General features: G+C 46.2%; 13 protein-coding genes. 9 read left to right on the top strand and 4 right to left on the bottom strand.

Annotated features, from left to right (window positions below; all coding sequences use genetic code 11):
- Window positions 1–161 precede the first annotated feature (161 nt).
- The 3 genes from Q9R46_RS17805 to Q9R46_RS17795 all read left to right on the top strand — a co-directional run bounded on the left by Q9R46_RS17805 (window position 162) and on the right by Q9R46_RS17795 (window position 2542).
- The gene (locus Q9R46_RS17805) at window positions 162–1385 is read left to right on the top strand and encodes an MFS transporter (RefSeq protein ID WP_311281282.1); all 1224 of its coding nucleotides are present in this window, start codon (window positions 162–164) and stop codon (window positions 1383–1385) included.
- Window positions 1369–1494, top strand: a complete 126-nt coding sequence (locus Q9R46_RS17800; RefSeq protein WP_311281138.1) for a hypothetical protein — start codon at window positions 1369–1371, stop codon at window positions 1492–1494. Before Q9R46_RS17805 ends, Q9R46_RS17800 begins: the two co-directional genes overlap by 17 nt.
- A gap of 130 nt (window positions 1495–1624) precedes the next feature.
- On the top strand, window positions 1625–2542 hold the full coding sequence (locus tag Q9R46_RS17795) for a class I SAM-dependent methyltransferase (protein WP_311281137.1): 918 nt from the start codon (window positions 1625–1627) through the stop codon (window positions 2540–2542).
- Window positions 2543–2681: 139 nt separating this feature from the next.
- Here the strand turns inward: Q9R46_RS17795 and Q9R46_RS17790 are convergent, their stop codons facing one another.
- Window positions 2682–3677, bottom strand: coding sequence for an ABC transporter substrate-binding protein (locus Q9R46_RS17790; protein WP_311281136.1), 996 nt, complete (start codon window positions 3675–3677; stop codon window positions 2682–2684).
- A 103-nt stretch (window positions 3678–3780) separates the two neighbouring features.
- Entirely contained in the window at window positions 3781–5433 is a 1653-nt protein-coding gene (locus tag Q9R46_RS17785) for an AraC family transcriptional regulator (protein ID WP_311281135.1), read from the bottom strand.
- Between the two features lie 589 nt (window positions 5434–6022).
- Between Q9R46_RS17785 and Q9R46_RS17780 the strand changes: the two genes are divergently transcribed.
- The 4 genes from Q9R46_RS17780 to Q9R46_RS17765 all read left to right on the top strand — a co-directional run bounded on the left by Q9R46_RS17780 (window position 6023) and on the right by Q9R46_RS17765 (window position 12898).
- Window positions 6023–7012, top strand: coding sequence for a LacI family DNA-binding transcriptional regulator (locus Q9R46_RS17780; RefSeq protein ID WP_145334334.1), 990 nt, complete (start codon window positions 6023–6025; stop codon window positions 7010–7012).
- Between the two features lie 179 nt (window positions 7013–7191).
- The gene (locus Q9R46_RS17775; protein WP_311281134.1) at window positions 7192–10590 is read left to right on the top strand and encodes a GH36-type glycosyl hydrolase domain-containing protein; all 3399 of its coding nucleotides are present in this window, start codon (window positions 7192–7194) and stop codon (window positions 10588–10590) included.
- A gap of 224 nt (window positions 10591–10814) precedes the next feature.
- Window positions 10815–12191, top strand: coding sequence for an AAA family ATPase (locus Q9R46_RS17770; protein ID WP_311281133.1), 1377 nt, complete (start codon window positions 10815–10817; stop codon window positions 12189–12191).
- Window positions 12188–12898 (top strand): RloB family protein, encoded by a 711-nt coding sequence (locus tag Q9R46_RS17765; RefSeq protein ID WP_311281132.1) that lies wholly within the window; start codon window positions 12188–12190, stop codon window positions 12896–12898. Before Q9R46_RS17770 ends, Q9R46_RS17765 begins: the two co-directional genes overlap by 4 nt.
- 48 nt (window positions 12899–12946) lie before the next feature.
- Here Q9R46_RS17765 and Q9R46_RS17760 read toward each other — a convergent pair whose 3' ends face one another.
- Window positions 12947–14020: a methyltransferase domain-containing protein gene (locus Q9R46_RS17760; protein WP_311281131.1), complete on the bottom strand. Its 1074-nt coding sequence runs from the start codon at window positions 14018–14020 to the stop codon at window positions 12947–12949.
- A gap of 336 nt (window positions 14021–14356) precedes the next feature.
- Here Q9R46_RS17760 and Q9R46_RS17755 point away from each other — a divergent pair, with 336 nt between their 5' ends.
- The gene (locus Q9R46_RS17755; protein ID WP_311281130.1) at window positions 14357–14863 is read left to right on the top strand and encodes a GNAT family N-acetyltransferase; all 507 of its coding nucleotides are present in this window, start codon (window positions 14357–14359) and stop codon (window positions 14861–14863) included.
- A gap of 51 nt (window positions 14864–14914) precedes the next feature.
- Window positions 14915–15703 (top strand): SDR family oxidoreductase, encoded by a 789-nt coding sequence (locus tag Q9R46_RS17750; protein WP_311281129.1) that lies wholly within the window; start codon window positions 14915–14917, stop codon window positions 15701–15703.
- Between the two features lie 264 nt (window positions 15704–15967).
- Here the strand turns inward: Q9R46_RS17750 and Q9R46_RS17745 are convergent, their stop codons facing one another.
- A complete protein-coding gene (locus Q9R46_RS17745; protein WP_311281128.1) occupies window positions 15968–16936 on the bottom strand; it encodes a LysM peptidoglycan-binding domain-containing protein in 969 nt (322 codons plus the stop codon).
- Between the last annotated feature and the right edge of the window lie 8 nt (window positions 16937–16944).

Genomic DNA, 16944 nt, shown 5'->3' with positions numbered 1-16944 from the left:
GCTTGCGGCTTGATTATTTTGATGTAATATAGATTCATATTATAAAGTCTTTAACTTACAGGCTTCCGCCGTGGCGAGTCATGCACATGTGCGGAAGCCTTTTGTGCGGACATCGGTCAAGGTATGTCAGGCTAGAGGATGTAAGGAGTTTTGAAGAGATGTTGAGATGGCTGGATAACTATCCAAAAGAAGTGAAAGTGTTTTTGCTGGCAAGTATGGTGAGTGCAACGGGCAGTGCCTTGATGTGGCCGCTCACAACTATGTATGTATTCGACGAGCTTGGACGCACGATGGCAAACGCGGGATTTGTCATTTTGATTCAATCGCTCGGCGGTATTTTTGGACAGCTGCTGGGTGGCTCTTTATACCATCGCGTAGGTGTGAAAAAACTAATCATCGGTTCGCTAGCACTAAACGCGGCAGGATTGTTTGCATTGCCTTGGATTAGTGCGTACTGGGTTGTTTTTATCTTTGCCATGGGCTGGATTGGGTTATTCAGTTCATTATCGTTGCCTGCGATTCAAGCGTTTATCGGCTTCCGTTTTGCCGAGCGGCGCGGTGAATTGTTTAACATTATTTATGTGGCGAACAACATCGGTGTAGCGATTGGAACGGCGCTTAGCGGATTTCTGGCTGACTTTTCATATCATCTGAGCTTTGTGTTAAACGGGGTGAGTTCAGCAGGATTTGCGGTCTTCTTCTGGTTTTATCTGTCCCGGGTGGAGCCGGAGCAGGGAGAAGTACATCTGACGAAACGTAAAACCGTACCGGACGGTCCAGGCATCTGGACACTGCTGGGAAACACTCGGCTGTATCTGTTCATGAGTATTGGTGTGTTGTTCCTCTTGTTTGGTAACTCCATCTGGAATACAGGCGTGTCGCCTTATATTATTTCGGAAGGGTTGGAGAAAAGAATGTACGGTCTGCTCTGGACACTTAACGGTGTGCTGATCTTTGTGGGACAGCCATTCACCAGTTGGGTAAAGCGTACAATGGCCCGTACCTCCAGTGCCCAGATGACGGCCAGTGCCGTATTTTACGGCCTCGCCTACATTGTTATGATCACCATGTACAATTATCCGGGCATGGTGCTTGCTATGGTACTGGCCACCTTCGGAGAGATGTTAATCTCGCCGGCTACGCCAGCATTTATTTCGGAGCATGCGGGGAGGGCAGCCCCTTTTTATATTGGCGTATCGGGTGGGATTGGCGCGTTGGGACGCGTGATCGGGCCATATGCCATGGGAGTCATGTACGACAAACAAGGCTTAATTCCTGTAGCTTGGCTGGCAACGGGTACCGCTACGATTGCTCTGTGTGGTTTTATACTGCATGCAGCGCTGAACCGCAACCGGGAGATGAGGGAGTATGGCTTGGATGCTTAGGGGACGTACTCTGTACTCTAAACGAATGGGCAAAATGGATGTGGTGCGCGTATTGAACCTAATGGAACCGGGTGAGCCGAGTCGACTGAAAAATATGGATTTTGGATGATCTCATCTCAAAAAAATATTGACAAAAAAAATTATATATGCTATAATTTACATATATTATTTTTCCGTATATACTAAGGTTCTCCTGGCCAGGGGGAACCTTATTTTTGTTGATACGGGAGGAACATGTGATGAGCGAGAAGAAGGAGTCCAGTATAACGTCTCTGATTTCAGCATTTGCCCGAGCCTACCATGTGGAGCATGATGAACCACTCATTTTTAATGACTTTTTAGCCCGAAAGCTAATTACTTCAGAGGAGTTTACAGCGATTGGCGAAAATATGATTCGGGGCATCGACTTCTTTCACCCGGATGCGGATGATCAGTTCGGAGGAGACCTGGATCAGGTGTTAAAATGGATAACCCAAGTCCAGCTGTCACCAATCACATTGGCTCGTTCTGCCTATAGTGAACAAGTGATGCTACAGGAGGCTTCGCTGGGCGTGAAGCAGATGATTGTTCTTGGTGCCGGTATGGACACATTTGCGTTAAGGCACCCGGAAATGGAGGATGAGTTGCACGTATTCGAGGTGGACCTTCCGTCTGCACAGCAGTTAAAGAAAGAGCGTTTGAGGAAGGCGGAGCTGGTTATTCCGCGCAATCTTCAATTTGTGTCCATGGATTTCACCCGTGAGATGATTCATACGGATTCTTTAAGCAGCCTATTCAGAAATGTAAAAACCTTGTTTACACTGCTTGGTGTTTCGTATTATTTGCCCAAAGAAGACCTCTGTCGATTAATTCATCACGCTTTTGCACCTCTTCCGGCTGGAAGTTCAATCGTGTTTGATTATGCAGATGAACACCTCTTTCAGGAAAAGGGCAAGTTTAATCGTGTCGAGAATATGGTCAAGATGGCTGCGACGGGGGGCGAACCGATGTTATCCTGCTTCACGTATGAGGAGATGGAGCATCTGTTGGAACAAGCAGGGCTTCTCATCTACGAGCATCTATCACCTGAAGAAGTTCAGGAGCGGTATTTCAGTCAACGAACAGATGACTTGTCTGCCTTTGAGACGGTTCATTTTATTCATGCGGTAAAACAGTGAATTTCAACTATACAACAGAGGTGAAAACACTATATATGGGCCAGCTGATGTAATATATGGTGCAGTTGCCTTGATATAAAAAAACAAACGCCTGAAGAGACGTAATCGTCTTTCCAGGCGTTTGGAATTCATGATTGCCTTATTTGCGATTCTGCTCAGCACGCTTTACAATCATATCTGCTAATTCTTCAGCCTGACCCTGGATTGCAATCGGGTCAAAGTACCAGTACCGGTCCTCCTGCAATTCATACACCTGATTGTTTTTTACCGCAGGAAGGGACTTCCAGACAGAATCACCCTTATAATTTTTATTATTCTCACCAACGGTCAGGAAAATATGATCGCCTGCATAATCACCAACAATTTCACGTGAAATCTCTTTCCATTGGGTATCGCCCATCAGTTCTTTTCTGGTACGTTCAAGCGGAGCAAGTTCCAAGGCACGGTAAACGGCTTGTCCTCCTCGACCAAAGTTGTCTCCGTATCCATAATAACTCTTGTCCGATACTTCAAGGATCGAGAAGGTTTCCTCTGGACGGATGACCGCCTTCACCTTGGTGCGAGCGGCTTGTATCCGTTCGTCGTAAGTCTTCAGCCAAGCTTCGGCTTCTTTGGATTTGTTCATGAGCTCTCCGAAGCCACGGATCTCATCTGGTACGTTTGTGAATGTACCGTAAGGAATAACTACGGTAGGTGCGATTTTTTGATAATTCTCAATTTCCTGAGCTTGGTTAGAGTAGGTAATGATCATATCCGGATTCAAGGCAGCAACCTTTTCTATGGATACAGCATTCCGATCACCGATACTTTCTATGCCTGCCACCTGGTCCGAATAGAACGGGTTCTCTAGGTAATATTGGATAGCGCCAACGGGCTTCACACCGATTGCCAGCAGATCACTTACGTACATGTCTGTAACAATCCGTTTGGGCTCCGCCGGAATTTCTACATCCCCGCTTAAGGACTTGTAGATTCGTTTAGCATCCGAAGTAGCCGAACCGGACGACGAGTCTGTGCTGGCTTCGGAAGTTCCGGGTGTGACTTCTGTTCCCGCTCCGCTACCGCAAGCGGCCAGGATCATAAGCATGGCAAGCATAAGCAGCAAGCCAGAGAATTTGTTTCTAAAAGCATACATGTAATGATTCCTCCCTATGTATAGTCTGTAAATAATAATGATTATTATTCTCATTAATAACATAGAGGAAGATGTCTGATTTGTACATGGACAACGATGATCACTAAGACATGGATAGATGTGATGTGAAATGATGCATTATGTTTTTTAGTTGCTTTACCATGGATAGAGGGTCAAAACCGTAGAATATGTCTGCATCAATTTCGTATACACAACCGTTACGAATGGCCGCAAGGCTGTTCCATGATGTTGAATTCATCTGTAAATGGACGGCTTGCTGTTCTGCAGCTTCCTCAGGATAGGCTATAAATATGTGGTCTGCGGCATACAAATGAATATCGGACAAAGGCACATGGATGTATCCGTTTGGCAACCGCCCATCCTTGAGCATACGTGTCGGTGGTTGAAATCCAAGAGACTCATACAGAATATGGGAAGCTCTACCCCAACTATGACCAAAGACGTATGCACCTTGTTCCCCATACAGGAATAAACATACCGCTGAACCTCGGGTTTCACCCATTAGATTGTCCAAAGTCTGATTGGCTTCATGCTCCAACTGGTCATAACGGTGAATAATAGCCTGAGCTGTAGGCTCCATACCTGTAATTCGAGCGATCTGTATAAACTGTTGCTTCCAGTCCAGTTCTTCAAAGGGCATCAGAATGGTTGGCGCGATCATTCGCAATTCATTCAGCACTGGATGAGGTGCATAACCGATGATGATGTCGGGATTCACCTCTGCAATTAACTGCGGATAAGCTAACAGTTCATGCTCCCCATACTGCCTCATCTGCTGTTGTACATGCTCGTCAAGATCGGATTCCATCCAGCTCGCAACAGCACCTATGTGGGGAATGCAGCCCAGTGCCAGCAGGGAAGCCGTGTAGTTGAAGGTCAGAGAGACGATTTTCTTCGGTGTTTGCCTGTAATGACTCGGTGCTACACCAACGATCTGTTTAAACTTGCGGCTCAGATAGAACGAATCTTTATATCCGATCAGTCTAGCCACTTCCTGTAATGTAGGATTCCCCAATAGCAGATGTTCTTGGGCCATTCTGATCCGTAAACGGGATACATATTCAATGAAGGTAAATCCGGTATACCGCTTAAATTCCCGCGAAAAATGTTCGGGGCTCACATTCGCTGCCTTGGCCAGCTGCTCACGTGTGAGAGGGTGCGCATACATTTCATGTATATAGCGGAGTGCACCATCCAGCCAAGAGTGATCTGGTTGCGGAACAAGAGCGGTTTGCTCCTGCAGCATATCCAGAAGTTCATAGAAAAGAATATGCGGTCTGAACAGACTTGTATTTTGTCCTGACATGCATATCTGGGCCAGTTCTGCTGCCTTCTCAACAAGCAAGCGGCTGGATAGTGATGCTGGGGACCCAAACGGCCAGGAGCGCTGTTCTTGATCAGTAAAATCGAAAGCGATGGCGATGCCCTGTACTGGCGAGAGCATACCTCGGTAGCGGTCATGTTGCAACAGGCGGCCCGCACGGCGAATAAATGCGGAGCCGGGAGTTAATGTCAGTTTGCCCTCTGCTCCAATGAGTCTGACCTGACCTGAGGTTATGACATACAATACGTGGAGCTTGCTCCAGGATTCCTCAATCTGGGCCAATGCTTCAAAGTCGTGAAGCTGAACGAGATGTATCAGCTTGAATAGAGCTTCTGGAATAGGCTTTATGTAGGGTAAGGAAGCTAGCCAGGAATGTTCGTGGACTGGATCGGCAGGCTGTTTTTTTTTCATGACATAACTTTCTCCTTATTATGATTTGGAAGAGCTGTAACACTGCATCGTACTTCTTCTGCTGGTCAAATGAATGAATTTGAACTATTATGCAGTATATATGATAAACAAGACTTCGTGGACAAGTGGTCGAAAATTGTACTTATTTCTGCGAAATTAGATAAAATGGTTGAAATCGCTATCACCAGCGACTATAATGATAATGTCGAAACGTTTCAATCTAGCATTTACGGTAGATTGACTAATGTTTTTGTTGCAAAGGATGCAAAGTCCCCTTCTAAGAAGGCGCGTTTTACTAACCATCTTTCGCCTTTAAACAAGTAGGGAGCTAGGAAAAGTAAGCCTGAATTATTTTTTTGGAAACACCTCGAAACGTTTCGATTATGAGCGGCAAGTTAAAATGGATAAGCGAACTTGAGGAAGCATAGCTAGAAGTGCCATGAGCGGGTACGGCATATGCATCATTATGAATGATAACCACGACTGGAGCAGTGAACGGGACTGCAAGGTGTTGGTTTTTATTCAATACCTGCTGTCTGATAAGATAAAATAGTAATGGAAGAGTTAAGTAAGAAGGGACGAACGAGGAATGGCAACGATCAAGGATGTGGCAAAGTTGGCGGGTGTAGCGCTCTCAACTGCTTCCTATGCACTGAACGGGGACAGTAAAGTTAGTGCGAAGACCAAAGCGAAGGTGCTTGAGGCAGCAAGAGAACTGAATTACCGAAAGAACGGCTTTGCCATGGATTTGAAACGGAGTCGGACCAATACCATTGCGCTGATCCTGACAGACCTGTCGGGACCGTATTACTCCGAGCTGATTCGCAGTGTACAGGATGTAGCACTCGCGAACGGGTATGATCTTATTGCCTGTAGCTCCATGGGTGGCCGGGATTCAACAGCGGTTCGTTTTTTGCGTGAAAAGAGGGTAGATGGGGCCATTATACTGGCTCACAACATCCATGATGACATCTTGGTTGAATCTGCTGGATCACGCTTCCCGATTATTGTCATGGATCGTCAGCTGTCCGGTGATCATCTGACCAATGTGCTGGTAGATGGTGAACAGGGGGGGTACCTTGCAACCCGTCGTTTGATAAGAGGTGGTCATAGGAACATTGCATATATCAGTGGTCCATCCAACTCCTATGATAATGCACTGCGTTATCAAGGATTCCTGCGAGCGATGCGGGAAGCTGGGCTCGAAGAGAAGTCAAAGTGGCGTTTGAACGGCAATTTTGTACGCGAAGGCGGCTTTAGTGCAACCAAGATGATGATTATGCAGGGAGAGCTTCCATCCGCCGTATTTTACGGAAATGATGAGATGGCCATTGGCGGGCTGAAGGCTTTTGAAGAGAGCGGCATCTCCGTGCCTGGAGACATTTCAGTCATCGGCTTCGACGACATACAGCTGTCCGAATATGTTCATCCGCCGCTGACAACGATTCGTCAGCCGAAGCATGAGGCAGGATCACTGGCTGGACATCTGCTGTTCCAGATGTTGAATGGGGAGAGCGTTAATCCATCCTATACGTTAACGATTGATCTGGTGGAGCGTGGTTCTGTGGGTTCTTCTTAAGACCAGGACTACATAATGACAAGAAGAATGACTTGCTTGTGAATGTGATGAGTTACAACATGAGGGTTATCGTTGGGACGGGTCGGGAACGACCGGTTCAAAGGGAGCCCTATTCTTTTTCAAAAAAATCGAAACGTTTCGATTTTAGGTAGTAAACTAATTTAAGGAGTGATAGAGAAATGGCAACAACCATGAATGAAACGATTCGTCTGGCAGCCGGCGAAGTCACATTTACTTTTTTGAACAGTGGAGATTTGTATCAAGCCACTTCCGGTACAACGATGCTGAATCAGCTGCTTAGCAACCCGATCGATGGGTCCTTAAATAATCTGTACCTGCGTGTATACGGGGAAAATGGGGAGATTCAATCATTCCCGCTTCTGGGCGTGCATTCCGGCAGCCAGGTATCCACGAGCAAGTCACATGCTGACCGTCAACTGATCTGGACAGGCAGTGTTCAACCGAAGCATGCAGGACAGGCGATCCAGTATAAAGTTGTATTTACGCTTGCACCGCAAGGAATCTGGTTCTGGGATGTGAAGATTACAGGACAACAGCAGCGTGTCGATGTGGTCTATGGACAAGATGTGGGACTCGCTGATCCGGGCGCGGTGCGCAGTAATGAAGCTTATCTGTCACAATACATTGACCATACGGTATTTGAAGATGAGACAAAAGGGTATGTGGTATGCTCTCGTCAGAATCAGCCGCAGGGCGGCGTTTTCCCTTACATGCAACAAGGCTCCCTGACCAAAGCAGTGGGTTACTCCACGGATGGATTCCAGTTCTTCGGACTGTCTTACAAAGAAACCAATCAGCCTGAAAGTCTGAGTCGCCCATCACTGGCTAACGAGACATACCAGTATGAGTTTGCTTATACTGCACTGCAATCCGAGCTACTCGAACTGAACGGTGAGGCACAGGTTGTTTTCTACGGACTGGCGAAGGCTAACCATGCATCGGGTATTACCGCACTGGAGTATGGAGATGAAGTTGCAGCAGCATGGAACGAAGTTCAGGCTCTAAGCGCAGAACAAGGTGAAGTGTATGAACAGGTGAAACTTTCCTCATCTCTGGGTGAACCACTGGCGGCACTGGATCTGACGCAGGAAGAGATTAACCAGCTGTACCCTGACCGTCATCAGGAAGAACGTAGCGGGGATCAACTGTTATCCTTCTTTACCGAATCTTACGAGCATATCGTATTGAAAGCCAAAGAACTGCTGGTGGAGCGTCCACACGGACATATCCTCATGAGCGGTGGTAATGTAAAGCTTGGAGCGCAGGTTATTACAACTACTTCGTATATGTACGGAATGTTCAACTCACAGCTTGTGATCGGCAACACCAATTTTAATAAAATGATCAGTAATGCCCGCAATGCTCTGAATGTGCCAAAAACGGCCGGACAACGCATTTATGTAGAGATCGATGGACAATATCGTCTGCTGACGATGCCGTCCCTGTTTGAGATTGGCTTTAACTATGCTCGCTGGATTTACAAAATGGAGTCCGATACGCTCATCGTGACGAATTACACAACGACGCATTCTACAGAAGTACGCATGAATGTTCGTTCTACAAGTGGCAATGCTTATCGTTACCTGGTGACAAACCAGATTACGATGAACGTGAATGAGTACGAATATCCACTGCACATGACGCAGGATGGTAGCACATTGATTTTCAAAGCGGATTCGAAGTCCCTAAGTGCAGGAACGTATCCTGAGCTGGAGTACCGCATGACGGTTGAAGGTGCCTCTGTACAAGCCGGGGATGAAACACTGCTTGCCAGCGGTGTTCTCAGCGGTGCTGCTTCGCTCGTAACGTTAAGTTTAGAAGAGACTGCGGAATGGACGCTGAAGGTTCGGGGCGTGCTGGAAGGTCAGGCGACTGCTGGTGCTGACACAGCAGCTTCTACTCTTTCTTTTGAAGAAGAAGTGCAGGCATACCGTGCGTTCTTTGCGGGTGTCATGAATGGTTTCCGTTTGTCTCGCGGCGAGAGCCAGGATGCGGAGGATTTGTTCAAAGTTAACGCACTTGCTTGGTGGTACACCCACAATATGCTGGTTCACTACTCTGTACCTCACGGTCTGGAGCAGTACGGCGGCGCAGCATGGGGTACACGCGATGTGTGCCAAGGCCCGGTAGAGTATTTCATGGCCACTCAGAAATATGAGCAGGTTCGCGATATCATCAAAATGGTGTACACGCACCAATACGAGGATGATGGTAACTGGCCGCAATGGTTTATGTTTGATAAATACTTCGCGATCCAACAAGAAGAGAGCCATGGCGATATCATCGTATGGCCGCTGAAAGTGCTGGCAGATTATCTGACTGCAACTCGTGATTATGCGATTCTGGACGAGAAGGTACCTTATACGGTAAAACACAGCTTTGGATTCACAGAAGAGGCAGCAACGGTGCTGGAGCACGCGAAAAAAGAGATCGAATACATCCGTGCCCACTTCCTGCACGATACGTTCCTGTCCTCCTACGGAGACGGGGACTGGGATGATACGCTCCAGCCAGCCAATGCACAGCTCAAGCAATACATGGTGAGCAGCTGGACGGTAGCTCTGACATATCAGTCCGTGAACGTGCTGTCACAGGCGTTGAAGTCTAAAGACGAAGCTTTTGCGCAGGAGCTTGCTGAACTCGCACAGGGCATCCGTGAGGACTTCAACCGTTACATGCTGGGCACAGACGTGATTCCAGGCTTCGTGTACATGGAAGAGGCGGATCAGGCGAAGCTGATGCTGCACCCGACGGATACCGAGACAGGCATCCAATATCGTCTGTTGCCAATGACACGCAGCATGATCGGCGAGCTGTTGAACGCAGAGCAGGCTGAAGCGCACTATGCGCTCATTCGTGAGCAGTTCCTCTGCCCGGATGGCGTACGTCTGATGAACCGTCCTGCGCAATACGCAGGTGGCGTGAGCACACACTTCAAACGTGCGGAGCAAGCATCCAACTTCGGACGCGAGATCGGTTTGCAATACGTGCATGCCCACATCCGTTACGTGGAAGCGATGGCGAAGCTGGGGAAAACGGATCAAGTGTGGAACGGTCTGGCGATGATCAACCCGGTGGGGATCCGCGAGGTTGTGCCTAACGCGGAGATTCGCCAAGCGAACGCGTACTTCAGTAGTTCAGACGGCAAGTTCAACACCCGCTACGAGGCACAGGAACATTTTGACCAGCTTCGCAAAGGGACGGTAGAAGTGAAAGGCGGATGGAGAATCTACTCCAGCGGTCCTGGAATCTACATGAACCAACTGATCTCGAATGCACTCGGTATTCGTCAGGAAGGCGGTAATCTGGTCATTGACCCGGTACTGCCAGCTGAGCTGGACGGTATGCAATTCGAGTTTGAATATGCAGGCAAGCCGGTGACGTTTATCTATCACCTGAATGAGGGAGCTGTCAGCCGTGTAACGGTGAATGGCCAAGATATTCAAGGTGAGCGCACAGCGAACCGTTATCGTCAAGGCGGGGTATGCATCTCGCTGGATTCGTTCAAAGAAGCAAGCGGTGCGGCTGAGCGTACTGTGGTCGATATTTATATTTAAGGAAATAAACATCAGGGGTTACAAAAACACCTCTATTCTGAAGAAAATTTGGAATAGAGGTGTTTTTGTGTGTATGAATCGTATTTTCAGGACTGATCTTGCAATAATATTGAAAAGATATAATGAATAAAGAGAAAAATTCTCTTTATTCATTATATCTTTCTTGAAAATGTATATAATAAATGTAGGAGTTAATTAATCTCCTAAAAAAGGAGTGAATTTAAATGCTTGTACGATTTAGCGTGGAAAATTTTAAATCTTTTTTTGATAGACAAGAACTGATGATGATCCCAGCCAAAAAGATAAAATTAAACAAAGAACATACTGTTCAATTTGACAAAGTTTCCTTACTAAGGACGGCAACTATTTATGGAGCAAACGCTTCAGGAAAGAGCAATTTAATTGAAGCAATGAAGTTTGCCAAATATGTTATTACAAATAAAGTTCCTTTGCAGGCAAGTAAGATGTATTGCAGAGTTGTACCAGAAGGTATGAGCAGGCATTCGACATTTGAATTTGAAATTTTAAAAAACAATAAGTTCTATGCATATGGCTTCAGTATAAATCTATATGAACGTAAAATTATATCTGAATGGCTTTATGAATTAATTCCCGATAAAGATATACAGCATATGCTTTTTGAAAGAGAAACTGAAGTAAGTCGTATAGAACTTGGTAGTCGAGTGACGTTGGATGAGATCGACCTCATGAAATTCAAAACATATACGTTAGATTTTGAAGAGAATAATTCAGAATTGTTTCTGAAAGAAATGAATAGAAACAAAAAGTTTAAACATGGTTCAAGTTTAGAATTCTTTAAAGATGTTTTCGAGTGGTTTGATGAAGATCTTGTGACTATATTTCCAGAGGAACCATTTACTAATTTTGAGTACTTTTATGGAGATGATGGAATTCAAAAAATCAATAAGATTATTGATTTTTTTGATACAGGTATATCGAAAGTTAAAATCGAAGAAATTTCACTTTCAGATATGCAGAGTAAGCTTCCTAAGAAGCTTTTAGAGGATCTTTTTGCTAATTTGAAAGATAAGCTTGAAAACTCGGAAAATAATAAAATTTCCATGATGTCGCTTCGAACAAAAAATGCTTTTTATAATATTAAAGCTGTACCGGGTGATGAACCTATTATTACTACAATTAAACTAGAGCACGGGGAGAAGTCTTTGAGTGACTTTGAATTTGATGAAGAATCGGATGGAACTCGGCGGCTATTTGATTTGCTTGATATATTAATTAGTAATGAAAAGAACAAAGTCTATGTTATTGATGAATTGGAACGAAGCCTTCATCCAAAATTGACATACAAATTCATTGAGTTGTTCTTTGAAATTTTAAAAGAAAATCATACTCAGCTTATATTCACAACACACGAATCAACCATCATGGACCAAAATTTGTTACGAAGAGATGAAATCTGGTTTGTTGAGAGAAACAAAAATAACATATCTCATTTGTACTCTCTGGATCGATTCAAAGAAAGATATGATAAAAAGTTAAGCAAAGCTTATTTGGACGGTCGTTATGGCGCTATACCTGTACTGAAAGGTTACTCTTCTAAAAAAGAGAGGGAACAGTTATGAGCCCATTGCGAGAAATGAGAACTTGGACAATGAGGTATGAGGAAGATATAAACATAGATCCGCTACGAAGATATTATTTGATCTTTGAAGGAGCTAATACTGAGAAGCACTATTTCAGAGGCGTGGACAATAATAGAAAAGAACTAGGAATTAATAGTTTGATTGAAATTGTCATTTTGAGTAAGGAGGGTGAAATTCGACATTATAGTCACCCTTCCAAGCTATTGGTGTTGATTCAAGAAAAGAAAGAAGAACTCATACATTCTGGCTCATATGATGAGGAGATCGATCAGTTTGTAATTGTATTTGATCGGGATAGTTTTGAAACGAACGAAAAATATCTGGAATTTGTTCAATTAGCGGGTGAAGAGAATATATTGACAGTTACATGTCCTTGTTTCGAAATTTGGTTGATATTACACTATGAGGATGCAATAAGCCATTATATCAGTAATCAAACAGAAAGGATTCAAAAGAATGAAAAAGTGAGTAATACGCACTCTTATACAAGCAAACTCTTCTCTGATCTTTCAGGAATGAACCCTAAGAGAGCATTAAATTTTGACATACTGAAAGAACATGTGGATAGAGCTATTCTTGCAGAAAAACAACTGGAACAAGATGTACGTGGTATGGCAGATAAATTAGGTTCCAATGTAGGTAAGTTAATAGAAAAGATGAGGGAAGATCCTAGGGATTTGTTATAGCAAAAAGAAGACGAGAATCAGTTTTTGATCTCGTCTTTTTAGTTTGTTTTAATGTATCGGAACCGCAAGTACGGTATGCAGCAACTCATTATGACGGACATATTTGGTCTCGTAGCCCAGATAATTCAGCCGGCAACATACGTCGTCCAGCAATGGGAAATGGCGCTCGCGAAGCGCTCGCTGCTGTTCTGCATCTCCACCCGTGGAAGCGAGCTTCTTATAAGCATCACGGTGGGCGGAATCCGCAAACATCAGGTCGGTGAGACAGAGTCTGCTCGTGCTGCTGGCTTTGAGCACACGCTGGATTTCTTCCAAAGCGAGCTGCTGCTGATCCGGGGCCAGATGATGGAAGGCGAAGCTGGACACAACGAAGTCGAAGGTTTGGTCGGCAAAAGGTAAGGCCAGAAAATTACCAAGCTTCACCTGCATCTGCGGATATTTTTGGCGGCATGTCCGAAGCATTTCCCGGGATTGATCAATCCCGGTCATGACAGCACCCTGATGAAGCAATCTGCCGGCCAGATTGCCTGTCCCAGTGCCAATGTCCAAGCCAGCTTCTCCAGGTACAGGGGAGATCCACTGTACCGTTTGTGCTAAAGCCTCATCATAATTGTGGTACAGGTTGAAGGGCTTGTCTGCTTGTGGCGAAGCTGTCTGAACCCGCTGATCATGGATAGCTGCTTGCTGATCGTAATTCCAGCGGTCATGCCAGTTCTGCCTTGCTTCCCGCAGACGGCGTGCACTGCCTGCCAGATCATGTAGATGGCTGACGTCCAGCGCTCCGTTCTGACGGTTCAGATCGATCATCCGCTGAGTCGTATGCATCATACGTTTCAACTCTACCCATTGGGCGTACATCACGGCTTGCTGCAATTCCAGATATTCTTCCAGTCCCTGCCGATTGCCTTGATCGATCTCGGCGAGCGCATGGGCGATATCCTGAAGCGACATGCCAATCTCGCGAAGCGCTGCAATCGTCTGCAAACGCCATATATCATTCTCCGTATAGGTGCGGTATCCGTTGCTGACCTGCTTGGCAGGTTGAATTAATCCTTTTTCCTCATAAAAACGAATGGCTCTTGCGGAAATCCCCAGCCGGGAAGCGGCTTCTTTGATATTCAATCCAGTGCACCTCCTTACGGTGTGGAATCTTTATTCACACAAATACAATGCAACAAGTATAAGCCATGACGTTACGGCAAGGTGAAGTGATTTTTCGAAGTACACTGTCATCTGATTTTCTTATTATAGATCCGGAAGCCAGAGAGAATGCCTTATGGCATCGGGCAAGTCGTAGTGTGCTCTAATCTTTCACGGTTTGGTCAAACGGAAACGGAATTTTAGTCCTCCCGGTGGCTATGCTACAATAGATAGCAGAGCAAGATACACGAGAAAAGATAGCAAAATGAGGCGAAATAAATCATATTTGAAAGATGATATACGAAAGGTTGAATCGGCATGCTTACCAGTCATACGTATGATATCCGTCTTTCCGAGATGAAAGATGCGAACCAGTTGATGGAGCTGGATATGCTCGTCTGGAATGCGTCCACCTCGCCTGCGCCCATGCAATGGCGATCCAGACAGCAGTATTTGCAATATTGTCCCCCAGGCAGTCAGCTCATTGCGGCACAAGAAGATCAGGTATGCGGATACGTGGGCTTCCATCCCCCTACAGGGATGCCAGTGAATCGGCATGTCTATGAAATCCATATTGCTGTTCACCCGGATTTTCGTCGCTCTGGTGTGGCAACAGCTCTAATGAAAGCGATGAAGCAGCACGCGTTGGAGCAGGGCATTCGCAAGCTCAGACTGCGTGTGTTATCGAGCAATCCGGGAGCGGTTGCTTTCTATGAACAATGTGGGTTTGTAACCGAGGGCAGGCTCGTTTCCGAGTTCAGAATCGGTGGCAGGGATGTGGACGATATTTTGATGGCTTATTTTATTGACGTATTGGCTGTTTAAACAGTTAGCTGATGGAATGGGCAAATGAACTTGGCTGAGGAGGAATAAACAATGGATATGGGACTTCGAGGTAAAAAAGCACTGGTGCTGGCCTCCAGCCGAGGCCTGGGCAAAGCCGTTGCGGCACAGCTGGCACTGGAAGGTGCAGATGTGATGTTGGCAAGCCGGAGCGGGGACAAGCTCGCTATCGTCAAAGAAGAGTTGCTTGCACTTGGCGGCGGTGGACGCGTGGAATATGTAGCAACAGATGTAACACGCAAGGAGGACATTGCAGCACTGATTCAGAAGACAGCGGAGCAATTTGGGCAGATCGACATTCTGGTTAACAATTCTGGCGGCCCGCCTTCAGGTACGTTCGAGTCGCTGACAGACGAGGATTGGGAGCGAGCGTTTGAACTGAACATGCTCAGTTATGTGAGACTGATTCGGGGTGTGCTTCCGTATATGAAGTCAAACGGAGGACATATCGTCAACATTGCCTCCACGTCGGTGAAGCAGCCCATTCCGGGTCTGATTTTATCCAATACGTTCCGTACGGGTGTGTTTGGTCTTGCCAAGACGCTCTCTCAGGAGCTTGCACCTTACGGCATACTGATTAATACCGTAGCCCCTGGACGCATTGCAACAGATCGGATTCGTGAGTTGGATACGGCGAGGGCAGAACAGAACGGAGTCAGTGAAGACGAGATTGCCGAGCAGTTCCGTAAAGAGATTCCACTAGGACGTTACGGTGAGCCGGAGGAATTCGCCAAAGCCGTCGTATTTCTGTTATCCGGTGCTAACACCTACATAACCGGAACGTCATTAATTGTGGATGGCGGCATGGTGCGTGCACTCTAAAAGGTCGATATGTATCTGATAAATGGTAAAGCCCCTCCTTCACCGCTGCTGACAGCGTGGGAAGGAGGGGCTTGGCATGGGAAGCATCCTGTAGGAATGCAGAGCTAAGGAAAATTCCACGTATGCTCTGTTTATGATCGGTTTATCGTTCTTGGGTTTGCCCGAAAATCCGGCTAGTGACATTGGTGTATCTTTAATGTTTCATTAAGCACTAACTGGTCGACTGGTTGGTTACACAGGGGGATTACTACGTTCAAAGGGGTGTTACGCAGGATCTTTACTAAGATCAGAAGTGCTTGTACCTGCCTGATCTGTCATACCCGCTTTGTCTGTCTTGTCGTTCTCCGGCAAAGGTTTAACTGGACTGCCGGACTCGTCTTTCAAACGAGGACCATGGTGATGTTCCGGTCCTCCTGATGGCCGAGTACCATTAACAAGGTCTGTGATGCGCTGGGTTAGATCGGCAACCCGTTCATCATACTGAGCCTGTGTAATTTTCCCGTCTTTCAACTCTTGCTGCAGATCGGCCGTTCTATCGGTTGCAAGCTGCTGAATAAGGGTTTGCACGTTTACCTTCTGGGCAGAGGCAATGGCTGCGAGGGTATCCCCTTTTTTGAGTGATGAAGTTAATTCATTGGTGGTCACTCCGAGTAAAGACGCGAGCTTGTCCAGGTTGCGATCGACTTCAGGGCCAAACCCCCGTCCAGGCAAACCCATTCCAGGCGCAGGAAGTTGTGGTTTCTTCTCACGTAATGCGGATGGTTTTTCTTTTACCAGTTCACTCACGCGTTCCGTAAGAGCGGCCAAACGTTCATTATATTGGGTTTGTGTAATCTTGGAATCAGTAAGCTGTTGTTGCAGTTCCTTTTTCTCCGTGGCTACCAGTTTATCAATGAGCGTCTGTGTCTCAACCTTTTTTGAGGCAGCAATTTCAGCAAGGGACTTATCTGCTTTAATGGCTTCTTTCAACTCATCTTTGGTGATGCCCAGCACAGAGAGAACTTCTTCAGCATGAGGCCCGAACCAAGGTCCAAGTCCTCGTTCCGCTTCGCCAGGTGGTTTCAATATATGGGACCCCATCGGGGCAGTGCGTTTGTTTTGGAGTGCATCGGATGCTTTCGCCGCAGGGTCTGCATGAACCGCAGTTGTTGCCACCAAGCCCCCGCCAAGTGCAAGTGTTAAAGCTAAAGCGCTGGTTACTTTGACTGCCTTTGATGTTGTGGTTTTCTTCATCCGTGATC

This window comes from Paenibacillus sp. RRE4, assembly GCF_031844205.1.
Lineage (GTDB): Bacteria > Bacillota > Bacilli > Paenibacillales > Paenibacillaceae > Paenibacillus > Paenibacillus xylanexedens_B.
Note: the sequence above shows the minus strand (reverse complement) of the source record. Positions and strands in the feature narration are given on the sequence as shown.